The sequence below is a fragment of the Alishewanella agri BL06 genome (genome assembly GCF_000272005.1).
Classification (GTDB): Bacteria; Pseudomonadota; Gammaproteobacteria; order Enterobacterales; family Alteromonadaceae; genus Alishewanella; species Alishewanella agri.
Genome location: NZ_AKKU01000026.1, coordinates 359,724 through 382,790, shown reverse-complemented (window position 1 = coordinate 382,790; position 23,067 = coordinate 359,724). Strand labels below are relative to the sequence as shown.

The 23,067-nt window shown below is 51.4% G+C and carries 23 protein-coding genes and 2 tRNA genes; 10 read left to right on the top strand and 15 right to left on the bottom strand.

Translation table 11 applies throughout. From position 1 onward, the window contains the following. The first annotated feature begins 21 nt into the window (after positions 1-21). The 10 genes from rsfS (at position 22) to AGRI_RS15360 (ending at position 8,332) form a co-directional block, all read left to right on the top strand. Positions 22-342 carry a ribosome silencing factor gene (gene rsfS / locus AGRI_RS15405; RefSeq protein WP_008949876.1) on the top strand — a complete coding sequence of 107 codons (321 nt, stop codon included), beginning with the start codon at positions 22-24 and terminating at the stop codon, positions 340-342. Between the two features lie 6 nt (positions 343-348). Next, positions 349-819 carry a 23S rRNA (pseudouridine(1915)-N(3))-methyltransferase RlmH gene (rlmH, locus tag AGRI_RS15400; protein WP_008985795.1) on the top strand — a complete coding sequence of 157 codons (471 nt, stop codon included), beginning with the start codon at positions 349-351 and terminating at the stop codon, positions 817-819. Between the two features lie 2 nt (positions 820-821). Next, positions 822-2,690, top strand: coding sequence for a penicillin-binding protein 2 (mrdA, locus tag AGRI_RS15395; protein ID WP_193353442.1), 1,869 nt, complete (start codon positions 822-824; stop codon positions 2,688-2,690). Further along, a complete protein-coding gene (gene rodA / locus AGRI_RS15390; RefSeq protein ID WP_008985793.1) occupies positions 2,683-3,804 on the top strand; it encodes a rod shape-determining protein RodA in 1,122 nt (373 codons plus the stop codon). The genes mrdA and rodA overlap by 8 nt, the downstream gene beginning before the upstream one ends. Position 3,805: 1 nt before the next feature. Next, complete coding sequence (locus AGRI_RS15385) at positions 3,806-4,693, top strand: septal ring lytic transglycosylase RlpA family protein (RefSeq protein WP_008985792.1); 888 nt, start codon at positions 3,806-3,808, stop codon at positions 4,691-4,693. 35 nt (positions 4,694-4,728) lie between these two features. Continuing rightward, a complete protein-coding gene (locus tag AGRI_RS15380; protein ID WP_008985791.1) occupies positions 4,729-5,892 on the top strand; it encodes a D-alanyl-D-alanine carboxypeptidase family protein in 1,164 nt (387 codons plus the stop codon). A 74-nt stretch (positions 5,893-5,966) separates the two neighbouring features. After that, positions 5,967-6,248 carry a DUF493 family protein YbeD gene (ybeD, locus tag AGRI_RS15375; RefSeq protein WP_008985790.1) on the top strand — a complete coding sequence of 94 codons (282 nt, stop codon included), beginning with the start codon at positions 5,967-5,969 and terminating at the stop codon, positions 6,246-6,248. A gap of 65 nt (positions 6,249-6,313) precedes the next feature. Beyond that, positions 6,314-6,979: a lipoyl(octanoyl) transferase LipB gene (gene lipB, locus AGRI_RS15370; protein WP_008985789.1), complete on the top strand. Its 666-nt coding sequence runs from the start codon at positions 6,314-6,316 to the stop codon at positions 6,977-6,979. Between the two features lies 1 nt (position 6,980). Further along, positions 6,981-7,946 carry a lipoyl synthase gene (lipA, locus tag AGRI_RS15365; RefSeq protein WP_008985788.1) on the top strand — a complete coding sequence of 322 codons (966 nt, stop codon included), beginning with the start codon at positions 6,981-6,983 and terminating at the stop codon, positions 7,944-7,946. A 26-nt stretch (positions 7,947-7,972) separates the two neighbouring features. After that, the gene (locus AGRI_RS15360; protein WP_008985787.1) at positions 7,973-8,332 is read left to right on the top strand and encodes a PilZ domain-containing protein; all 360 of its coding nucleotides are present in this window, start codon (positions 7,973-7,975) and stop codon (positions 8,330-8,332) included. 13 nt (positions 8,333-8,345) lie between these two features. Here AGRI_RS15360 and AGRI_RS15355 read toward each other — a convergent pair whose 3' ends face one another. The 15 genes from AGRI_RS15355 to folP all read right to left on the bottom strand — a co-directional run bounded on the left by AGRI_RS15355 (position 8,346) and on the right by folP (position 23,066). After that, positions 8,346-9,563, bottom strand: coding sequence for a hypothetical protein (locus AGRI_RS15355; protein ID WP_008985786.1), 1,218 nt, complete (start codon positions 9,561-9,563; stop codon positions 8,346-8,348). Next, on the bottom strand, positions 9,541-10,392 hold the full coding sequence (nlpI, locus tag AGRI_RS15350) for a lipoprotein NlpI (RefSeq protein ID WP_231728886.1): 852 nt from the start codon (positions 10,390-10,392) through the stop codon (positions 9,541-9,543). Before nlpI ends, AGRI_RS15355 begins: the two co-directional genes overlap by 23 nt. A gap of 43 nt (positions 10,393-10,435) precedes the next feature. Continuing rightward, positions 10,436-12,556, bottom strand: a complete 2,121-nt coding sequence (pnp, locus tag AGRI_RS15345) for a polyribonucleotide nucleotidyltransferase (RefSeq protein WP_008985784.1) — start codon at positions 12,554-12,556, stop codon at positions 10,436-10,438. A gap of 169 nt (positions 12,557-12,725) precedes the next feature. Then, positions 12,726-12,995 carry a 30S ribosomal protein S15 gene (gene rpsO, locus AGRI_RS15340; RefSeq protein WP_008608749.1) on the bottom strand — a complete coding sequence of 90 codons (270 nt, stop codon included), beginning with the start codon at positions 12,993-12,995 and terminating at the stop codon, positions 12,726-12,728. 99 nt (positions 12,996-13,094) lie between these two features. Then, the gene (gene truB, locus AGRI_RS15335) at positions 13,095-14,045 is read right to left on the bottom strand and encodes a tRNA pseudouridine(55) synthase TruB (protein WP_008985783.1); all 951 of its coding nucleotides are present in this window, start codon (positions 14,043-14,045) and stop codon (positions 13,095-13,097) included. Beyond that, entirely contained in the window at positions 14,045-14,455 is a 411-nt protein-coding gene (gene rbfA, locus AGRI_RS15330; RefSeq protein ID WP_197408368.1) for a 30S ribosome-binding factor RbfA, read from the bottom strand. Before rbfA ends, truB begins: the two co-directional genes overlap by 1 nt. A 93-nt stretch (positions 14,456-14,548) precedes the next feature. Further along, a complete protein-coding gene (infB, locus tag AGRI_RS15325; RefSeq protein ID WP_008985782.1) occupies positions 14,549-17,236 on the bottom strand; it encodes a translation initiation factor IF-2 in 2,688 nt (895 codons plus the stop codon). Between the two features lie 25 nt (positions 17,237-17,261). Then, positions 17,262-18,758 carry a transcription termination factor NusA gene (gene nusA, locus AGRI_RS15320; RefSeq protein ID WP_008985781.1) on the bottom strand — a complete coding sequence of 499 codons (1,497 nt, stop codon included), beginning with the start codon at positions 18,756-18,758 and terminating at the stop codon, positions 17,262-17,264. Between the two features lie 34 nt (positions 18,759-18,792). After that, positions 18,793-19,248 carry a ribosome maturation factor RimP gene (gene rimP, locus AGRI_RS15315; RefSeq protein ID WP_008985780.1) on the bottom strand — a complete coding sequence of 152 codons (456 nt, stop codon included), beginning with the start codon at positions 19,246-19,248 and terminating at the stop codon, positions 18,793-18,795. A 236-nt stretch (positions 19,249-19,484) separates the two neighbouring features. After that, a tRNA-Met gene (locus AGRI_RS15310) sits at positions 19,485-19,561 on the bottom strand. A 63-nt stretch (positions 19,562-19,624) separates the two neighbouring features. Then, positions 19,625-19,709, bottom strand: a tRNA-Leu gene (locus tag AGRI_RS15305). Between the two features lie 7 nt (positions 19,710-19,716). Next, complete coding sequence (gene secG / locus AGRI_RS15300) at positions 19,717-20,052, bottom strand: preprotein translocase subunit SecG (protein WP_008608759.1); 336 nt, start codon at positions 20,050-20,052, stop codon at positions 19,717-19,719. A 2-nt stretch (positions 20,053-20,054) separates the two neighbouring features. Beyond that, the gene (gene tpiA / locus AGRI_RS15295) at positions 20,055-20,792 is read right to left on the bottom strand and encodes a triose-phosphate isomerase (RefSeq protein WP_008985779.1); all 738 of its coding nucleotides are present in this window, start codon (positions 20,790-20,792) and stop codon (positions 20,055-20,057) included. 102 nt (positions 20,793-20,894) lie between these two features. Then, positions 20,895-22,229, bottom strand: coding sequence for a phosphoglucosamine mutase (gene glmM, locus AGRI_RS15290; RefSeq protein WP_008985778.1), 1,335 nt, complete (start codon positions 22,227-22,229; stop codon positions 20,895-20,897). 3 nt (positions 22,230-22,232) lie between these two features. Next, complete coding sequence (folP, locus tag AGRI_RS15285) at positions 22,233-23,066, bottom strand: dihydropteroate synthase (RefSeq protein WP_008985777.1); 834 nt, start codon at positions 23,064-23,066, stop codon at positions 22,233-22,235. Position 23,067: the final 1 nt, after the last annotated feature.

Below are 23,067 nucleotides of genomic sequence, written 5' to 3'. Positions count from 1 at the left end.
TAGCTTGCATGAGGAATAAGGGTGCAAACAAACGAACTGGTCGCCTTTGTCGTAGACAAAGTTGATGACATGAAAGCCCGCGATATCGTGACCTTAGATGTTCGGGGTAAATCCAGCGTCACCGAATTTATGGTGATCTGCTCCGGAACTTCCAGCCGCCACGCGAAGTCTATTGCCGGGTACCTGGCGCAAGAAGTGAAGAAACAAGGCGTCCAACCACTGGGCATCGAAGGTGAAGCCTCGGGTGAATGGGTATTACTGGATCTGGACAGTGTGGTCGTGCATGTGATGCAGGAAGAAAGCCGGCATTTTTATCAGTTGGAAAAGCTCTGGGGCGGTTAAGTAGTTATGAAGTTGATCCTGATTGCCGTAGGTACCAAGATGCCTGCCTGGGTACAAACCGGCTTTGAGGAATATACCCGTCGCTTTCCACGTGATCTGCCATTTGAACTGATTGAAATTGCCGCCGGTAAGCGCGGTAAAAATGCAGATATCAAACGCATTTTAGAGCAAGAAGGCGAAAAAATGCTGGCGGCGGTGCCCAAAGGCAGCCGAATTGTGACATTAGAAGTACTGGGGCAAAACTGGACCAGCCCGCAGCTGGCCGGCAAGTTACAGGAATGGCAGCAGGATGGTCGTGATGTCTGCTTACTGGTAGGTGGCCCGGAAGGCTTAGCGCCAGCCTGTATTGCCGCCAGCGAAGCCAAATGGTCACTTTCAGCACTAACGCTGCCCCATCCAATGGTCAGGGTGGTGATGGCAGAAGCCCTGTACCGCGCCTGGAGCATTAGTACCAACCATCCCTACCATCGCGAGTAAGCATGCTAAGAAAACGTATTGCCATGCAAGATGTCGAGGCAGAAGCCCGCTTATTTAGCCAGCGGGCGCTGGTGGCTATGCTGTTAGTGATGCTGGCTTTTGGCGTGATCATAATCAATATGTATCACCTGCAGGTAGAGTCCTATCAGGTATACCAAACCCGCTCCGAAGGCAACCGCATTAAAGTTGTACCTTTGGCACCGAATCGCGGCTTAATTACTGATCGCAATGGTATTTTGCTGGCGGAAAACCGACCGGTGTTTTCGCTGGAGCTGGTGCCTGAACAAGTCGAAGATATGACGGCGACACTGGCGGAACTGGCGTCTTTAATTTCGATTAGCGAAGAGCAACAGCAAAGTTTTCTAAAAGAAGTGCGTCAACAACGGCGCTTTAATAGTATCGCGCTAAAAGAGCAGTTGAATGACGAAGAAGTGGCGATTATCGCCGTCAACCAACATCGTTTTCCCGGCGTCACCGTCGAAGCCCGTCTTAGCCGCCACTACCCCTTCGGTAATTTATTTACCCATGCCCTGGGTTATATCGGCCGCATCAACACTAATGATTTGAAGCGCTTGGAAGACAATGATCAACTGGCCAACTATGCCGCCACCCGGGATATCGGTAAGATTGGTTTAGAGCGTTATTACGAAACTGAGCTCCATGGCACCATGGGTTACCAGGAAGTTGAAGTGAATAACCGCGGCCGGCTGATCCGCGTGCTGCGTTCGGTTCCGGCACAATCAGGCAAGAATATTCAGCTCAATCTGGATGTTGGTCTACAGCTAACCGCGCAGCAAATTTTGCTGGAAAAACGTGGGGCTATCGTCGCCATGGACCCACGGGACGGCGCCGTACTGGCGTTTTACAGTAACCCCAGCTACGATCCTAATCTGTTTGTCCATGGCATTAGTAGCAGCAATTATAACGAATTACTGAATTCACCGGATCGCCCTCTGATCAACCGGGTAACTCAGGGCATTTATCCGCCAGCGTCTACTATTAAACCGCATTTAGCCTTACTGGGTTTGGAGACCAATACCATCACCCCGAGTACCCGGATCTGGGATCCTGGTTTCTTTCAGTTGCCAGGGGTAGAACATCGTTACCGCGACTGGAAACGTTGGGGCCATGGCTGGGTTGATGTGTACAGCGCTATTGTCGAGAGTTGTGATACCTTTTTCTATGATATGGGCGTTAAACTGGGTATTGACCGGATTTCCGACTATATGCAAAAACTGGGTTTTGGCGAGAAATCCGGTATTGATATTCTGGAGGAATCCAATACCAATATGCCATCTCGCGGCTGGAAACGCGCACGGCATAACCAGCCCTGGTATCATGGCGATACCGTCGCGGTCAGTATCGGCCAGGGCTACTGGACATCCTCGCCAATGCAGCTATTAACCACCACCGCGGTATTACTCAATGATGGCTTAAGACCCACGCCCCATATGGCGAAAACCCTGACCAATGATGCCGGCAGCGAGCAAGTCAGCACCGCGCTACAACCCACGGTTAATGTGGTAAATACCCGTAACTGGCAAGTGATCCGCGATGCGATGCTGCAAACCGTAAACACGCCAAAAGGCACGGCTTTTAATGCCTTTCGCAACGCCAGCTACACCTCTGGCGGTAAAACCGGTACTGCACAACTGGTTAGCATCGCGCAGGACGCCAAGTATGATGCCAATGCCCTGGATGAACGCCTGCGTGACAATGCGATGTATGTTGGCTATGCCCCGGCAGAAAACCCGAGCATAATCATAGCAGTAACGGTTGAAAACATTGGCGGCGGCGGCAGTACAGCCGCACCGATTGCCCGCCAAATGCTGGACTATTACTTTAGCGCCGGAGTCAATAACGATGAATGATAGTCTGGTTAATTCGCGCCATAGTAACAGCCGGTTAGCGTTTTTTCATATCGATACGCCGTTGTTACTGGGCCTGTTAGCGCTGGTCGGTTATGGCTTGCTGGTATTGTATAGCGCCTCTGGCCAGAGTGAGCGGATGGTCGAAGCACAAATTATTCGCTTAGGTGTCGCTTTTGCGGTGATGATTGGTATGGCACAAATCAGCCCACTAACCATTCGCCGTTGGTCATTACCGCTGTTTATTGTCGGCACCTTATTACTGGTAGCGGTACTGTTGTTCGGCCATATCGGTAAGGGCGCGCAGCGCTGGCTGGATCTTGGCTTTATGAAATTCCAGCCTTCGGAGATAATGAAACTGGCGGTGCCGATGGCCATTGCCTGGTTTATTTCCTCCCACAACCTACCACCGAAAAAGCGTCATCTCACCATCGGCTTTCTGATGTGTATGATTCCAACTTTACTGATTGCGAAACAACCTGATCTGGGTACCTCGATTTTGATCGCGGGTGCCGGTATTTTTGTGCTATTTCTGGCCGGCATGAGTTGGAAGCTTATCGGGCTGATTGCCGCCTTAATTTCCGCTTTTGCCCCCGTGCTGTGGCTGTTTGGCATGCATGATTATCAGCGGCGCCGGGTACTGACGTTTATCAATCCGGAGAGTGACCCTCTGGGATCCGGTTACCACATTATCCAGTCGAAAATCGCGATCGGCTCCGGCGGAGTGGATGGCAAAGGCTGGATGCAGGGTACCCAATCGCAGCTGGAGTTTTTACCTGAGCGCCATACCGACTTTATCTTCTCGGTGTTAAGTGAAGAATTTGGTTTAATCGGTGTATTGATTTTACTGGCGATTTACCTGTTTATTATCGGCCGGGGCTTGCTTATCGCCAGCCGCGCACAGGATAATTATGCCAAACTGGTGGCAGGTAGCTTTACCCTGACCTTTTTTGTCTATGTTTTTGTTAATATTGGTATGGTATCCGGATTACTACCCGTAGTTGGGGTTCCGCTTCCTTTAGTCAGTTACGGCGGAACCTCGATGGTGACGATGATGGCCGCCTTTGGCATTATTATGTCGGTAAGCACTCATAAACGCAGTATGGCCAAAACCTGATATGAAAAAACCTTTAATTAGTCTGTTCGCATTCGCAGTAGTACTGTTATTCAGTGCTTGTAGCAGCAAACCCACCTCTGATGCACCAGGCACAGCCGAGCCAGCCAGGCGGGTGTCACCCAATGATGGTCGGTATCAGCAAGAGCACGATAGCAAGCCCAGCCGCTTACCCACTCTGTTGGAAATGACGGATCCCACGCCTAAGGCTGAGGCGCTGAGTCGTGGTGGTAACAATCCTTACAATATTTTCGGCCAGGATTACCTGCCGCTGTCGCATCTGACTGAACACGAGGAGATCGGTATCGCCTCCTGGTATGGTAACAAGTTCCATGGCCACCTGACTTCAAACGGTGAAACCTACAATATGTTTGGCATGACCGCAGCACACAAAACCCTGCCACTGCCGTCTTATGTGCGGGTAACCAATCTGGATACCAACCAGAATGCCATAGTCCGGGTTAACGACCGCGGTCCGTTCCATCAGGATCGGGTGATTGATTTATCTTATTCTGCCGCTTATAAAATCGGCATGTTGCAACGCGGTACAGCCAGGGTTAAGGTTGAGCTGCTAAAATCGCCGGCGATGCTGGCGCAACAGCAGCAAGTGATCCCGATGCAGCGGGCGCCAGAGCTCAGTACCAGTTCACGACTGGCCAGACAATGTTATATTCAATTATTTGCGATTAGCGATAACAACCGGGCCCGGCAATTGCAGCAACAAATCGCCAGTCAGTGGTCCGTGCCAACCGAAATTCGCTCCGTCAATGGCTTGCATCGCTTATTGATTGGCCCAACCGCGGACACGCAACTGGCGCAACAATGGCTGAATCAGTTCCGCACCGGAAGTTATCCGCAAGCGTTTTTTGTCGACGGCAATCAGTGTGGCTGATCTGCCAGAATTTTAATTTAACGAAGTAAGGTGCTATGAACAGTTATTATCACGTACTTGGGGCCGCGACCCTTGCCGTAAGCAGCGCATTTCTGATTAGCACAGCCAGTGCCCAAAGCGTTATGCCGCAGCCACCGCAAGTTGCCGCCAAAGGCCATATCCTGGTGGACTATGATACCGGCGCCGTCTTGTCGGAAGAAAATGCCGATATGTCGCTGGCACCGGCCAGTTTAACCAAGATGATGACCATCTACGTGATTGGTATGGAGCTAAAGCAAGGCAACATTACCATGGACGACATGGTCACTGTCAGCGAGCGCGCCTGGTCGAAAAATTTCCCGGGTTCATCGCTGATGTTTATTGAAGTCGGCACTCAGGTCAAGGTTGCTGATTTGGCGCGCGGTATCATGATTCAATCAGGTAATGACGCCTGTGTCGCCATGGCTGAGCACATCGCTGGCACCGAGAGCGCCTTTGTTGATTTGATGAACGCCCATGCTGAACGACTGGGCATGCTGAATACCCGTTTCGCTAACAGCCATGGTTTACACCTGGAAGATCAATACACCACACCACGTGATATGTCAGTGCTGTCACGCGCCCTGATCCGCGACGTGCCTGACTTATACGCACTCTATTCTGAGCGTCAGTACACCTATAACAATATCACTCAACATAACCGTAACTCGTTACTCTGGGACCGCAGTCTGGAAGTCGATGGTATTAAAACCGGCTATACCAAAGAAGCCGGTTACAGCTTAATTACCTCGGCCAGCCGGGAGGGTATGCGTTTGGTATCGGTGGTCATGGGTACTGCCAATGAGCGCGCGCGGGCAGCTGAAAACAAAAAGCTGCTGACCTATGGCTTCCGTTTTTTTGAAACCCTGACCACGCATAAGGCCGGCGCTAAATTGGCAGAGCAACGTTTATGGAAAGGCGCCAAGGAGACCATTAACCTGGGCCTGGCTAACGACGCGACTCTGACACTGCAGCGTGGCCAGAGCAAAAATATACAGGCTGATGTTAGCTTGGATCAACAGCTAATCGCCCCCATTAATAAGGGCGATGTAGTGGGTAAGGTCGTGCTAAAGTTAAACAATGAGCAGCTGGCCGAATATCCGCTGGTTGCGTTAGAGAGCATCGAGCAGGCAGGCTTTTTCAGCCGCTTAATTGATGCAATTAAGATGAAGTTTGAATAATTCCCGGCTTGTGCTGACGAAGTCCCGGCCCGTCCGGGACTTTTTGTTAGTTACCAGCTAAAGCGAGACAACAGATGGTTACTGAAGTAAAAAACACCCGTTTTGATGAATTCCTGGAATTCCCGTGCCAGTTTAATTTTAAAGTACTGGGTTTAGCCCAGGAGCAGCTGGTAGATGACATTATGGCGGTGATCCGCCAGCATGCTGAAGCGGCTGATTACAGCCCGACAGTCAAGCCGAGCGGTAAAGGCACCTATCACTCGGTCACGGTCCAGGTGACGGTGACCAGTAAAGATCATATCGAATTACTGTACACTGAGCTTGGCAAAATCGAGCTGGTCCGTTACGTGTTATAACAGACTGCTCCGCAAGGGGTACTCGAAATCTGCTGTGCATCCAGTATAATGCCGGCAGTTTCAGGATGGAGTTTATCTTGGCAATAACAGAGCAACTGGTGATCCGCTACCTGGGTTTACAAGACTACACCCGGATCTGGCAGGCGATGCAGCAATTCACCGACCAACGTAACAGTGATAGCGTCGATGAAATCTGGTTGCTGGAGCACTCACCGGTATTTACCCAGGGCCAGGCGGGTAAAGCTGAGCATTTGCTATTCCCGGGCGAGATCCCGGTAGTTCAGGTTGACCGCGGCGGTCAGGTAACCTACCACGGTCCGGGTCAGCTGGTGGCGTATGTGCTGCTGGATATCAAAAGACGCAATCTGGGTGTACGGCAACTGGTGACCATGTTGGAACAGATCCTGATTCAACTACTGGCTGGTCACGGCATTGCAGCCAATGCGCGCCCGGACGCACCGGGTGTTTATGTTAATGGCGCTAAGATTGCCTCGCTCGGGCTCAGAGTTCGCAAAGGCTGTACCTTTCATGGTCTGGCGTTAAACGTCAATATGAATATGGAGCCATTTAGCCGGATCAATCCGTGCGGTTATGCCGGCATGCAAATGGTACAAAGCAGCGAGCTGGGCGGGCCACAACAGGTCTCAGTGGCAGCGGCGGAGCTGGCTGAACTTTTCCAACAACATCTGGCGATTAGCCGCCCGGTGTTTAAAACAGGGTTAGAAAACTAAGATGACCAAAACAGCACGTATGGAGCCTGGCGTTAAGCTGCGCGATGCCGAAAAGATGGCGCTCATTCCGGTTAAGGTATTGCCTACCGAGCGCGAAGAAATGCTTCGCAAACCGGAATGGCTGAAGATCAAACTGCCGAAAAGTACCGAGCGGATTGATGAAATCAAAGGCGCTTTACGCAAGCACGGCCTGCATTCGGTCTGTGAAGAAGCTTCCTGCCCTAACCTGTCAGAATGTTTTACCCACGGTACGGCGACCTTTATGATTTTGGGTGCAATTTGTACCCGTCGTTGCCCGTTTTGTGATGTCGCCCATGGTCGTCCGCTGCCACCCAGCGCCGAAGAGCCGGAAAAGCTGGCACTGACTATCCGCGACATGAAACTGAAATATGTGGTCATTACCTCGGTTGACCGTGACGATCTGCGTGATGGTGGCGCTCAGCATTTTGCCGATTGTATTGCCGCTATCCGTAAATATAGTCCGGAGATAAAAATTGAAGTGCTGGTGCCGGACTTCCGCGGTCGGATGGATGTGGCATTAGAGATCCTGAGTAAGAACCCGCCCGATGTGTTTAACCATAACCTGGAAACCGCACCACGCTTATACAAATTGGCACGTCCGGGAGCGGATTATAAGTGGTCATTGACACTGCTCAAGCGCTTTAAAGAACTGCATCCGCAGGTTGCCACCAAATCCGGCTTGATGGTTGGCTTAGGCGAAACCACTGATGAATTATTAGAGGTGCTGCGTGATTTACGCGAGCATCAGGTCGATATGCTAACAGTGGGCCAGTACCTGCAACCGAGCAAACACCACCTGCCGGTAAAGCGTTATATGCCACCAGCTGAGTTTGCGGAAATCAAAACCTACGCCGATGAGATTGGCTTTAAACATGCTGCCTGCGGACCCTTTGTCCGCTCCAGCTATCATGCAGACCGTCAGGCAGCAGGTGAAGATATCTGCTAAGCTAATCCAAAACAAAGGGGGATGCGATGGAGCAACGACACTATCAAAGAGTGCGGTTTTTTAGTAAAGCACATCTGGATGTTGCAGGCCATAGCTATCCCACCGAAGTGCTGGACTTATCATTAAAAGGGGCACTGGTGCGCAAACCCGCCCCAGCCCTGCCCGCTACTGACTTACCGTTGCGCTTACGGCTGCAGTTAGACGATGCCGGCGATGAGCTGAATATGCTGGTCGAAATCGCCCATCACCACCAGGACTACCTCGGCTTACATTGCCTGAAAATTGATATCGACAGTATTAGCCACTTACGCCGCTTGCTAGAATTGAATTTAGGCGATGCCGCTTTATTAGAGCGCGAACTGGCTGAATTGTCGGGAGCGGATTAACCAGTACGCGCAACTAATCACCGCTTTCAGTCGGCTGCTCTGGCGCTAAGCTAGCCAGAGCCTGAATTGCTGGCGGATAACCAAAGTCAGCGGCAAGCTGCATGTAGCTGTACCACTGCTGCCACGCCTCGTTTTGCCGGGCCAGATAAGCAAAATAGTATTGCACCGGCATCAGGCGCTCACTTTGCGTTAACTCCTGCTGCAATAACGTCAGATACAGCGGCGGTAAGTCCGCCTCGTAGTGGCGCATACTGTTTAGTGTCGCTATTGGCCGGTAGGCCGGAATACCGACTGCCTGACAGGTATCGACCGGCGTCAGCTCTAAAGTCGCGGCAGCAGCTGGATAACGCTGCAGATAGCGCTGCAGCGTGCTGTTGTCGTCACCTACTAACAAATTGGGAGCGATTCGCCCGGCTTTACATACCATCCGCGCCGCCACCGGCGCTAACGCATACTCATCCAGAAAACCGGCAATATGTAAGAACTCGTGCCGCAGCAAAGCTAAATCGGCCTGTTCTGGTAATTGCATAATACCGTTATTAAAGCTGGCAACGCCGCGGCCACCGATAATCAGCAACTGCTGAAATTGCCCTTGCTGTACCCTATGACCTAAACGACGGTAGTCACACTGAATACGCTGCCCCGGCTGTTCGCTGCAATTTAGCACCGCGGCGTGGATCCGCAACACAGGTAAAAAACAGACGGGTAACGACGCTAATTGCGGATCCTGTTGCCAGTGTTGGTGCAGTTTCCGATAGCTGCGTTCAGCTGCGGCTGTGGCAACCACTGGCTGAATCTTGAGTTGGCATTGCTGCGGCTCTGGCTGAACAGCTAAGACACTGTGCTGCCAAAAACCCAACTCAGCTAATAAAGCCGCCGGCAGCGGCTGTAGCATACTGGCATCCACCTGCACCTGAGCGGCAAGCCACTGCGCAGTTGAGCGCTTACCCTCAAGGCGTTGTTGCAGAATCAGGGCATGCTGTAATGCGCCTTCAGCGTTAAGTACTGCTGCGGCGCGCCACCAGTCTAATGCACTTGGTAGATCGTCAGCCGCCAAACGTCGTCTTGCCAGCTCGCTGGCCGCATTGCCGTCGGTGGCCGCTCGCTGTAACAGCCGCTGCTCTTCGGTTGGCGGCTCCTGACAGGACAGCAAACATAAAAAAAGAAAAAAGCCAGCAAGCCGGCTTTTAAAACGAAAACGGCCTGGCTTACTCAAAGTCGTGCTGTTCATTGCTCAGCTCATCACCGCGCAATTTGGCCATTTCCATCCGCGCATAACGGTGTTCGACAAACTCGTAAACATTGGTCGCCAGGGTTTTGTGATAATAAATCAGCGCCTGATTAGCATCGCCCCGCGCCTGATGCCACTTCGCCAGATAAAAATAGGCTTCACACAAGCGCTCGGCCAACTGCCGCGGATTATTCAGCCCCACCAGAATCGACTCTAACAGTGCTTTTTCGCTAAGCTCACCGGCATAAAACCGCACCAGATTAGTTGCCCAATCGTCAGCATCCAGGGCGAGCAAATGTTGTTGCAGAACGGCTTGCGCCTGCTTGGCATCCCGCTCAGCAAAACCGATATAGCGCCACAGCACCCGATACGGATCGCTGGGTTTTACCTGATAGAAGGTATCAAAATCGGCCTCTGCCAAGTCAAAACGACCGGCATAATAAAACGCAATGGCACGATTCAAATAGGCAAAGTCATAATCGGGTGCCAATTCCAGCGTCGAATCAAAAGCCTCATAGGCTTCGCTGAAGTTGCCACTTAAGGTGTAATGGATACCTAAAAGATTATAGACTTCCGGCATATCCGGCTTTAGGCGCAGGGCGCGCATAAAATCGAGCCGGGCCAGCGAGCGTAAGCCAACACTGTCGTACATCACGCCACGGTCGTAAAACAACTGGGCACTTTGCGCTTCGGTCAGCTCAGCGCGTTGCAGAATCTCCGATAAGCGGGCAATCGCCAGCTCATTGCGGTAAGGCACTTGCAGCGGCTCCGGAGTTAACCAGGCCTCTGCTTTGGTTGCAGGCTGCTGAGCGCAGCCTGCCAATATCATAAGCCCTGCAAGCAGGGCTAGCTTGTACCGCGTTTTGCTCACATTAAGCTTCTGTAGCCGCTTCTGCAGCTGGTTTAGCCGTCGCTTCTTTGATGCTCAGACGCACACGGCCTTGCTTATCCACTTCCAGTACTTTCACTGCCACTTTCTGGCCAACCTGCAGGTGATCGGCAACATTCGCTACGCGCTCATCTGAGATTTGTGAAATATGCACCAGACCATCTTTACCTGGCAGTACATTAACGAAAGCACCGAAATCAACGATCCGCACTACTTCACCCTGATAGATAGTACCGACTTCGATCTCTGCCGTAATAGCGTTGATCTTATCGATAGCGATTTGGGCTGCCTTCGCAGTCGTGGCAGCGATCTTGATGCTGCCATCATCTTCCAGCTCGATAGTGGTACCGGACTCTTCAGTGATCTGGCGGATTACGGCGCCGCCTTTACCGATAACTTCACGGATTTTCTCCGGATTAATCTTCATGGTGTAGATGCGCGGTGCATACTCAGACATCTCTGAGCGGTGCGAGCTAATCGCCTGATCCATTACATTCAGAATATGCAGACGGGCCGCTTTCGCTTGCTTCAGCGCGATTTGCATAATTTCCTGAGTGATACCATCGATCTTGATATCCATCTGCAGCGCGGTGATACCTTCAGCTGTACCGGCCACTTTAAAGTCCATATCGCCCAGGTGATCTTCATCGCCCAGAATGTCAGACAGCACGACGAAGTCTTCACCTTCTTTAACCAGACCCATGGCAATACCGGCTACTGAGGCTTTGATTGGTACACCAGCATCCATCAGCGCCAGTGACGAACCACAGACTGAGGCCATTGAGCTTGAACCGTTCGATTCAGTAATTTCTGATACCACACGCACCGTGTACGGGAACTCATCAAACGACGGCATTACCGCCTGCACACCACGCTTAGCCAGACGACCGTGGCCGATTTCACGACGCTTCGGTGAGCCCATCATGCCGGTTTCACCCACTGAGTACGGAGGGAAGTTGTAGTGCAGCATAAAGGTATCGTTTTTCGCACTCAGTAAATCGTCAACACTTTGGGCATCGCGGGCAGTACCTAAGGTCGCCGTCACCAGCGCCTGAGTTTCACCACGGGTGAACAGGGCTGAACCGTGAGTACGTGGCAGAACACCGGTCATCACGCTTAAACCACGGATCATTTCCGGATCACGGCCATCGATACGCGGTTCACCTTTGGTAATGCGGCCACGCACCACTTTCGATTCTAAATTGTGGAAAATTTCGCCAACTTCCGTCAGATTCAGCGCTTCACCTTCTGCCAGCTCAGCGGATAATTTCTCAATCAGAGCAGCTTTGATCTCACCAATCCGCTCATAGCGTTTGGCTTTTTCGGTGATGCGGTAAGCATCACCCAAATCGGCAGTCGCCAGCTCGGCGATTTTTGCGATCAGTGCGTCGTTCTTCGCAGGGGCAACCCAGTTCCAGGCAGGCTTAGCAGCTTCGCCGGCAAATTCAACGATGGCATTGATCGCAGTTTGCATTTGCTGGTGACCGTACATGACTGCACCCAGCATCACCTCTTCTGACAGGATACCGGCTTCTGATTCCACCATTAATACTGCATTCTGAGTACCGGCAACCACTAAGTCCAGCTTGGAGGTTTTCAGTTCTTCTTCTGACGGGTTTAACACGTACTGGTTATTGATATAACCAACACGGGCCGCACCGATAGGGCCACTGAACGGAATACCAGAGATGGCTAAAGCAGCAGAAGTACCAATCAACGCCACGATATCCGGTTGAATTTCTGGCTGCACTGACACCACAGTGGCAACAACCTGTACTTCGTTAGTGAAGCCTTCCGGGAACAGTGGGCGAATTGGCCGGTCGATTAAACGTGAGGTTAACGTCTCGCCTTCGCTCGGCCGGCCTTCACGTTTGAAAAAGCCACCCGGGATCCGGCCAGCTGCGTACATTTTTTCCTGGTAGTTTACGGTTAACGGAAAGAAGTCCTGACCAGGCTTAGCTTCTTTTTTGCCCACTACTGTTACTAAAACAGCAGTATCTCCCAGACTGGCCAGCACTGCGGCATCTGCCTGACGGGCGATAACGCCGGTTTCTAAAGTAAAGGTGTGTTGGCCGAACTGGAATGATTTTACGATGGGAGTCACGTGGTGTTTTCCTTTGTCTTAATCGCCGAATTGCGATGTGTTGCTCTGTTTTATTTGCTTGCTTAGTATACTCTGTAAGCTGTAACAAAAGATAGTTCCGTTCTTTTGCCAGAAAAAATTTTGGCCATAAAAAAAGAGGCCCGAAAGCCTCTTCTTTTACTGACGTCGATTAACGACGTAAGCCTAAACGCTCGATCAGGCTGCTGTAACGCGCCAGATCTTTGCCTTTCAGGTAGTCTAACAGTTTACGGCGCTGGCTAACCATGCGCAGCAGACCACGACGTGAGTGGAAGTCATGCTTGTGCTCGGCAAAGTGGCCTTGCAGGTGGTTGATAGAAGCAGTTAACAGGGCAACCTGTACTTCTGGTGAACCGGTGTCGCCCGCTTTAACAGCGTATTCAGCAACGATTTGTGCTTTTTGAGCAGCGCTTAATGACATGGTATGTCTCCAAATGTGAGTGAGCTAAAATACGCTAACCGCCGATCACTCATCCAGCGGCAGCAAAACTGCCGGCGCATTGTACAGGGCCAGCCTGTTTTAAGCAAGTAAACTGCTGTCGTCGGCAACTGTCGGTGCTAACGCCGCCAGATTAATCAGCCGCCGGCTACTCAGTTCACCAGACACAATTTGACCAATACCCAACAACTGACCTGATTCGGCATAGAGTTTCACTACTTCGACATCCGCCGCAGCCACCTGACAACTTTGGCCATGCATAATGGCTTTTTGCTGCACAGCATCCAGAACCTGGCTGGGTAAGCCCTGTAACCCGGCATCCATCGGTAACAGTAATGCATCCAACGCCGCCCAGTCCTGCTGTTCATTCAGCGCTTCCAGCTGTTGCGGTGTGACCATTTGCGCCGCCTGAAAAGGCCCTACCTGCACCCGGTGCAACCGGCTGACATGGGCACCACAGCCCAGTAGTTCGCCCAGATCGTCAATCAGGGTACGGATATAGGTGCCTTTGGAGCAATGCACAATAAAATCTGCGGTCTGTGCCGTGCGCGACAGCAGCTCAAAGCGATAGATACTGATCGGCCGAGCTTCGCGTGGCACCTCAATGCCCTGGCGGGCATATTTGTACAGGGGCTGGCCCTGATACTTCAACGCCGAGAACATCGTCGGCACCTGTAAAATATCACCGCTCAGTTGCAGCATCGCTGCGGTCAGCTCAGGCTCGCTAAAACTGACTGCTTTTTCACTAACGACCTCGCCCTCGGCATCACTGGTAGTGGTACGAATACCAAAGGTAGCGGTCACCTGATAGGTTTTATCAGTATCCAGCAAAAATTGGCTAAACTTAGTCGCTTCGCCAAAACAAATAGGCAGCAATCCCGATGCCATCGGATCCAGGGCACCAGTATGGCCGGCTTTTTGCGCCTGATAGAGCCAACGCACCCGTTGCAAAATACCGTTACTACTGACCTCTAGCGGCTTGTCCAGCAGCAAGATGCCATGTACCGGCCGGGCATTTTTACGGGCGCGCATTATTCCAGTTCTTCCGCTTCCGGATTAGGGCCTGCTTGCTGACGCTTACGCTCGTCATCCTTACGAACTGTATCTACCAGATTGGCCATCCGAATACCCTCATTCAGCGACTGATCAAAGGCAAAGCGAATATGCGGCACAATGCGGGTTTGGATCCTTTTACCGATTAAACTGCGAATAAAACCAGAAGCTTCATTCAGGATCTTCAGGTTATCTTCCACCTTACTATCATCCATACCGAGGAAGGTGACAAACACCTTGGCATGCGATAAGTCGCGCGATACCTCAACATCGGACACGGTGATCATGGTGTGCAGCCGGGGATCTTTAATTTCGCGCTGCAGGATCACTGCCATTTCTTTTTTCATCTGTTGTGACAGACGATCAACACGGGAAAACTCTTTCATTATCTTATCCTTAGTCTCATGCTGCAGCGCAGCGCTGCCGAGACTTAAACACAACAGGGGCAACCTGTGCCCCTGTTTATCGGTAAGCCGTTGCTATTATAGCGTACGTTCTACCTGGATCGTTTCAAACACTTCGATCTGGTCGCCTTCGCGCACATCGTTGTAGTTCTTCACACCGATACCACATTCAAAGCCCTGACGTACTTCGCTAACGTCATCTTTAAAGCGACGCAGTGACTCCAGTTCACCTTCGTAAATCACCACGTTATCACGCAGTACGCGGATTGGCGCATTGCGCTTGATGATACCTTCGGTAACCATACAGCCGGCGATAGCGCCAAACTTCGGTGAGCGGAACACATCGCGTACCTGGGCCAGACCGATGATCTGTTGCTTAAACTCTGGCGCCAACATACCGGTCATTGCCTGTTTCACTTCGTCTAACAGCTCATAAATGATGCTGTAGTAACGCAGATCCAGACCTTCGTCCTCGACCAGTTTACGAGCCGAACCATCTGCACGGACGTTAAAGCCGATAATGATCGCAGAAGAAGCCGCAGCCAGCGAGACGTCAGTTTCAGTAATACCACCTACGCCTGAGCCGACAATCTTCACTTTTACTTCATCCGTCGACAGCTTCATCAGAGATTCAGTGATCGCTTCCACCGAACCTTGTACGTCTGCTTTCAGCACGATATTCAGCTCAGACACATCGCCTTCAGACATGTTAGCGAACATGTTCTCCAGCTTAGCTTTCTGTTGCCGTGCCAGTTTCACATCGCGGAACTTGCCCTGACGATACAGTGCAACTTCACGGGCTTTGCGCTCGTCTTTCACCACTGTCACTTCGTCACCGGCTTGCGGTACACCGGACAGACCTAAAATCTCAACCGGAATTGACGGGCCGGCAATTTTAACTTCTTTACCGTTTTCGTCACGCATTGCCCGCACACGGCCGTACTCAAAGCCACACAGCACCACATCGCCCTGAGTCAGGGTGCCTTCCTGTACCAGGATAGAGGCGACCGGACCACGGCCTTTATCTAAACGGGATTCAATCACCACACCCCGTGCCAGACCTTTATGAACCGCTTTTAACTCCAGCAATTCAGCCTGGTTCAGAATGGCTTCCAGCAGGTCGTCGATGCCCTGACCGGTCTTCGCAGATACCGGTACAAACTGAGTATCGCCGCCCCACTCTTCAGAAATTACGCCGTACTGCGACAGTTCGTTACGCACCCGATCGGCATCCGCGGTCGGTTTATCAATTTTGTTCACCGCAACCACTAACGGCACGTTACCGGCTTTAGCATGCTGGATCGCTTCTTTAGTTTGTGGCATCACGCCATCATCAGCCGCCACGACCAGAATAACGATATCCGTCGCTTTGGCACCACGAGCCCGCATTGAAGTAAAGGCCGCGTGACCCGGTGTATCCAGGAAGGTCACCATACCGCGTGGCGTTTCTACATGGTAAGCACCGATATGCTGGGTAATACCACCGGCTTCGCCGGCGGCAACCTTGGCTTTACGGATATAGTCCAGTAATGAAGTCTTACCGTGGTCAACGTGACCCATAACGGTCACCACAGGTGCGCGTGGCTCCAGCTCGCCCTGACCTTCACGGTCTGACATCACCGCTTCTTCCAGCTCGTTTTCTTTGGTCAGAATAAACTTATGGCCCATTTCTTCACAGACAATGGCCGCTGTTTCCTGATCAATCACCTGGTTAATGGTCGCCATCGCGCCCATTTTCATCATCGCCTTGATCACTTCAGAGGCTTTAACTGCCATTTTCGCTGCCAATTCGGCAACAGTAATGGTTTCACCAATTTTGACTTCCCGCTCTACCGGCTGGGCAGGCTTGTTAAAGCCATGCTGCATACTGGTTGGGGTTTTCTTTTTCTTGGCATGACGGTTAGCACGATTAAAGGCTTCTTTATCGTTAACATCGTCTTTGGTCTTTTTACCTTTGGCCACCGGCGCTTTTTTACCTACGCCGCGACGACCTGCACGCTCTTCTTTAGCGTCAACTTCGTCTTCAGCCTGCTTGGCAAACTGGTTGCTAGTCAGGTGATAATCATCATTATCGGTAGGTTTGGTTTTTTCTTCCTGCGCCCAACGCTCACTGTTTTCTTCCGCTAAACGACGGGCTTCTTCTGCCTGACGCCGGGCTTCTTCTTCAAGTTTGCGCAGCGCTTCTGCTTCCTGTTGCTGGCGAATGCGCTCAGCTTCTTTACGGGCTTCTTCTTTCGCTGCACGACGTGCCGCTTCTTCCGGATCGTCTTTGGCTAGCTGGGCGTTTTTCGCTTCTTCGCGCTTACGGGCTTCAGCTGCTTTACGCTCAGCTTCCTCTTTCGCACGCTGTTGCGCCTGTTCACGGGCAACACGCTCAGCCTCTAACCGGGCGGCCTCAGCGTCAGCACGGGCTTTTTCTTCAGCCAGGCGAGCTTCTTCCTGCGCTTTTAGCGTAGCTTCATCCAGCATTGGCTTTTTGATATAGGTTTTTTGCTTACGCACTTCTACCTGAATTTCACGATTGCGACCTGCGCCACCGGCGACACTCAGGGTGGTTTTCTCTTTGCGCTTTAAGGTCAGCTTTGCCGGCTCTGCCGGTTTACCGCCATGCTGCTTGCTCAAATGCTCAAGCAGTGCTTTTTTCTCGTCTTCGCTTACCGTTTGGCCCTGGGCCTTGGTAATGCCTGCATCAGCAAATTGTTGCACTAACCGATCAACAGTAGTACCGACATCACTGGCCAGTTTTTCTATGGTGACTTCTGCCATTTGTGTTGTTACCTCCGTTGACTACTTAGTTACTTTCATTAAACCAGACGATATTACGGGCAGCCATAATCAGGGCTGCGGCTTTTTCTTCAGGCATTTCTACAATTTCTAACAAATCGTCGGTTCCTAGTTCTGCCAGATCATCCAGCGTGATAACACCTTTGCTGGCGATGACATAAGCAGTATGGGTATCTAATCCTTCCAGCGCTAACAGTGCTTCTGACGGCTTGGCGCCCTCCAGAGATTCCTCATTAGCCAGCGCGCGAGTGGTTAATACATCTTTGGCACGGCTACGTAACACCTCGACGGTGTCTTCGTCTAAACCATCAATTGACAGTAATTCGCTGATCGGTACATAAGCAATTTCTTCCAGCGTTGAGAAACCTTCGTCAACCAGCACTTCAGCAAAGTCTTCGTCAATTTCCAGCGCATCCATAAACTGCTGGCGCACTTTCTCGGTCTCTTCCTGGTGCTTTTTCTTCATATCAGAAACTGACATCACGTTCAGTTCCCAACCGGTTAACTGACTGGCAAGACGCACGTTCTGACCGTTACGGCCAATTGCCATCGCCAGGTTAGAATCCTCAACCGCAATATCCATTGAATGGGCATCTTCATCCACGATGATTGACGCCACTTCGGCCGGTGCCATGGCGTTGATTACAAACTGGGCATCGTTGTCGTCATACAACACGATATCAACCCGCTCGCCACCCAGTTCATTAGAGACAGCCTGCACCCGTGAACCACGCATACCAACACAAGCACCCACAGGGTCGATGCGGCGGTCATTGCTCTTCACGGCAATCTTCGCCCGTGAACCCGGGTCGCGGGCTGCACCACGCAGTTCAATCATTTCCTCGCCAATTTCCGGCACTTCAATGCGGAACAGTTCCATCAGCATTTCTGGCTTGGCACGGCTTAAAAATAACTGTGCACCCCGAGCTTCTGGTTTTACATCAAACAGTAAGGCACGTAAGCGATCGCCCGGCCGGTAAGTTTCGCGTGGTAACATCTCTTCGCGCGGTAACATGGCTTCAGCATTGTTACCCAGATCAACAATAATGCTGTCGCGGTTAACTTTTTTCACCACGCCAGTGACTAACTCACCCACTTGATCCAGATAGGCTTCAACCACTTGAGACCGTTCAGCTTCGCGGACTTTTTGCACGATAACCTGCTTCGCCATTTGCGTGGTGATGCGGTCAAATTCAATAGATGGAATTTGTTCTTCAACAAAATCGCCAATTTTCAGATTGGGTTCGTCATATTGTGCGGCAGATAGCGTGATTTCACGGTACGGATGCTCCATCACCGCATCATCGGCAACGACTTCCCAACGGCGAAAGGTCTCATAAGAGCCCGTCTTACGATCAATGCTAACGCGAACTTCGATATCGCCTTCGTTTTTCTTTTTAGTGGCAGCGGCTAATGCGAATTCCAGCGCCTGGAAAATCTTTTCCCGCGGCACGGATTTTTCGTTCGACACCGCATCAACAACTAATAATATTTCTTTTGCCATGGTCTATGCCTCGTTCTGATGCTACCCGGGCCGGTTAAAATACCGGCACCACGTTTGCTTTATCAATGTTATCGACAAGCAAACTAAAGGGTTTGCCATCTACTTCCATTACCAACATATCGCCATCAAGCGCCGTTAGTGTGCCTTTAAATTTGCGCCGGCCATCCTGAGGTACAGTCAATTTAACCTCGATTTTCTGGCCAACGTAGCGTGCGAATTGTGCTTCGGTAAATAATGGGCGATCCAGGCCGGGAGACGAGACTTCCAGCGTATATTCCGTTGGGATAGGATCTTCAACATCCAGCAGAGCACTAACTTCACGACTGACCACGGCACAATCATCAACAGTGATGCCATCGTCTTTATCGATAAAGATCCGCAAGGTGGTATGACGGCCAGCACGCAGCAGCTCGATACCCCATAGTTGATAACCGGCTGCTTCCACAGTCGGCGTCAGCAGCTCAGTTAGTTGCTGTTCTTGTTTAGCCAAAAAAGACCTCCGAAACACAAATAAAAAATGGGCGAAGCGCCCATTACTACTTAAAACTTGGACTCCAGATGCGAAAACGCCCCGAACTAGCGGGGCGAATCAGAATCCAGACACTAATCATATCGCCAATGATTAGTGGTTTTGATTGGTTGCGGGAGCCGGATTTCGACCTTCGCCCCGCGGTTATAGAGAGGAGCCCGAGGGCTGTTATCTATAACCTGGTATTCCAATTAAGTTGGTTGCGGGAGCCGGATTTGAACCGACGACCTTCGGGTTATGAGCCCGACGAGCTACCAGGCTGCTCCATCCCGCGTCCGTAACTGGCGCACATTATAACGTGCCTGAACTGTGTCCGCAAGGCATGCTTGCGTTAATTTGGTGCCGAGAGCGGGACTTGAACCCGCACGTCCGAAGACACTACCCCCTCAAGATAGCGTGTCTACCAATTTCACCATCTCGGCGTAAAACTTAATTGCCTACCGGAATGTCGTTGACGTCATCTTTTTTGGCAGGGGCCTGCTCGGTCGTTACCGGGACAGACTGAAAGAAATCGCTGCCATCATCTGGCTTGCTTTGCTTAGCAGTAAAGTTACCCAGCACAATACTCAGCACAAAAAACAAAGTCGCCAGTACTGTAGTAGTCTTGGTCAGGAAATTACCGGTACCTGAAGAACCAAATACTGTTGCCGAAGCGCCTGCACCGAACGCTGCGCCCATGCTGGCGCCTTTACCGTGCTGAATCAGTACCAGGCCAATCAGAGCCAGTGAAATTAACAAATATAAAGCAATAAAAATCTCGTACATACTTAGTCCTTTGCGCTCAGGCAAATTTGTACAAACTCATCAGGCTTTAAGCTGGCTCCGCCAACCAAAGCACCATTTATGTCTGGCTGTGCAAAAAGTGCTGCGCTGTTCGCTGCATTGACACTGCCGCCATATAAAATTCGTAACTGCGTTGCCGCTTCGGCATCATAACGGCTTAATTCCGCCCGGATAAACGCATGTGTTAGCTGCGCCTGCTCCGGTGTTGCCGACTCGCCGGTACCAATGGCCCAAATTGGCTCATAGGCAATTACCGATTTGCTCAGTAATTCGGGCTGCGAAGCATACACTGCAGCTAGTTGTTTCGCAAGAACCTGCTCAGTTTTTTCTTGCTGCCGCTCGGCCAGCGTTTCACCGATACAGAGCACCGGTGTAATGCCACCGGCAATAGCCGCAGCCACTTTCTGGGCAATCAAGCTATCGCTTTCAAACTGATATTGCCGCCGCTCTGAGTGACCAACCAGGCAATAGCTGGCTGATGCCTCTTTTAACAACGCAACGCTTAACTGACCGGTATAAGCACCTGCTTGCGCTGCGCTAACATCCTGCCCACCTAACGCAAAGTTTCGTTGCACCTTAAACGCCGGCAGCAAGGTAGCTGGCGGACATACCAACACATCTACCGCAGACGAAAGCGAGGCGACAGCCTCTGTTACCGTGCTAACCAGCTCACGGTTGCCATTCATCTTCCAGTTGGCTGCAATCAGAGGTTTAAGCGCCATTGATGGTTATCCATTACTAAAACGGGCTGATAGTAACCAAGCTTGTCTATTAGAACAAGCTTTTCGGTCATAATGGCGCTTGGTTGCACATTTTTTAACTGGTTAGCTGGCGATTTTAACCGCGGCAGCAATTTGCTCAGCGTATTGCCGCACCAGCGTTTCATCTTCACCCTCAACCATCACCCGGATCAGGGGCTCGGTACCGGACTTACGAATTAACACCCGGCCAGTACCCGCCAGCGCTTGTTCAACCTCACGAATACTTTGCTGCACATTCAACTTATCCAGCGGTGCCGAACCTTTAGCAAACTTCACATTGACCAGAACCTGCGGGAGTTTGCGCATATCAGCACAAAGTGCCGCCAGCGACTTACCACTACCCAACATAGCATTTAACACCTGCAGTGAAGCGATAATGCCATCACCAGTGCAGGTGTGATCCAGATTCAGCACATGGCCCGAGTTTTCACCGCCGATACGCCAGTTTTTCTCACGCAACAATTCCATCACGTAACGATCGCCAACATTACTGCGTACAAAAGGTATGTCGAGACGGGCCAGGGCTAACTCTAACCCCATATTGCTCATCAGAGTGCCGACTACGCCACCTTGTAAGGTGCCGGCTTCTTTCGCTGCGCGGGCAATAATGTATACAATTTCATCGCCATCCAGCACCCGCCCAGAATTATCGACCATCATTACCCGGTCACCGTCACCATCGTAAGCAATCCCCAGGTCTGCGCCCTGTGCTAACACAGTTTCACGCAGTAAGTCGGTATGGGTTGCACCACATTGATCGTTAATATTCAGACCATCTGGTTTACACCCAATAGCAATAACCTCTGCCCCTAACTCTTTAAACACTGCCGGCGCAATATGGTAGGTAGCACCATGGGCACAATCAACTACCAGTTTTAATCCGTTTAAAGATAAATGGTTACTCAAATGGCTTTTGCAAAATTCAATATAACGACCGGCCGCGTCATTAATCCGGATTGCCTTACCCAGCTTTTCGGATGGCTCACACAGCATCGGCTGTTCCAGCTCATGCTCAATGGCCAGCTCAACCTCATCGGGTAGTTTGGTGCCGTCGGCTGAGAAAAACTTAATGCCGTTGTCGTAATAAGGGTTATGTGATGCACTGATCACAATGCCCGCTTCAGCACGAAAAGTACGGGTTAAATAGGCCACTGCCGGTGTTGGCATCGGGCCTAACAGTCGTACATCGATTCCCGCGGCAATCAGGCCAGCCTCTAAAGCGGTCTCCAGTAAATAACCTGAAATGCGGGTATCTTTACCAATCAATACCTTACGGGTACCTCGCTCAGATAACACCCGCCCGGCTGCCCAGCCTAGTTTCATCGCAAACTCCGGGGTAATCGGAAAATCCCCAACTCGTCCGCGCACACCATCAGTACCAAAATATTTTCTGCTCATTCCTTAAACTCCGTATCGTGCCGCTGCGGCCACCCGCACAGCCTGCACAGTTTCTTTAACGTCATGCACCCGGATAATTTGCGCCCCGGCATAGGCTGCCAACGTAGCACAGGCCAAACTGCCCGCCAGGCGCTCGCTCACTGGTATATCTAATAGTTGGCCGATCATCGACTTACGTGACATGCCGGCCAGCAGCGGATAACCGCTTTGCACAAACTTATCTAGTGCGGCTAATAGCTGATAATTGTGAGACAGATTCTTACCGAAGCCAAAGCCCGGATCCAGTATTATTTGTGCCGCTGCGATACCCGCTTGCTGACATTCGACAGCGCGCTGTAGCAGGTAATCGTAAACCTGTTGCACTACATCCTGATAATCGGGTGCTTGTTGCATAGTGCGAGGCGCGCCCTGCATATGCATAATACAAACCGGTACTTGCAAAGCAGCCGCCGTTTCCAGCGCCGCTGGCTCCTGTAGCGCCCGCACATCATTAATGATATCGGCACCGGCCTGAACCGCCGCTGACATCACCGCCGCTTTACTGGTATCGACCGAGATCACGCAATCAAACCGACTGCGAATCGCACTAACCAGTGGCACCACCCGGTTGAGCTCGTCCTCTACACTGACCTCGGCGGCACCCGGGCGGGTGGATTCACCGCCGATGTCTAAAATGGTGGCACCGTCTGCCAACATCTGTTCGGCACTGCGTAAAGCCTGAGATAACTGTTGATGCTTGCCACCATCAGAAAAGGAGTCCGGGGTAACATTTAAAATGCCCATTACCTGCGGGCGGCTGAGATCCAGCTCTCGCTGGCGGGGTAATGCTAAACGCATT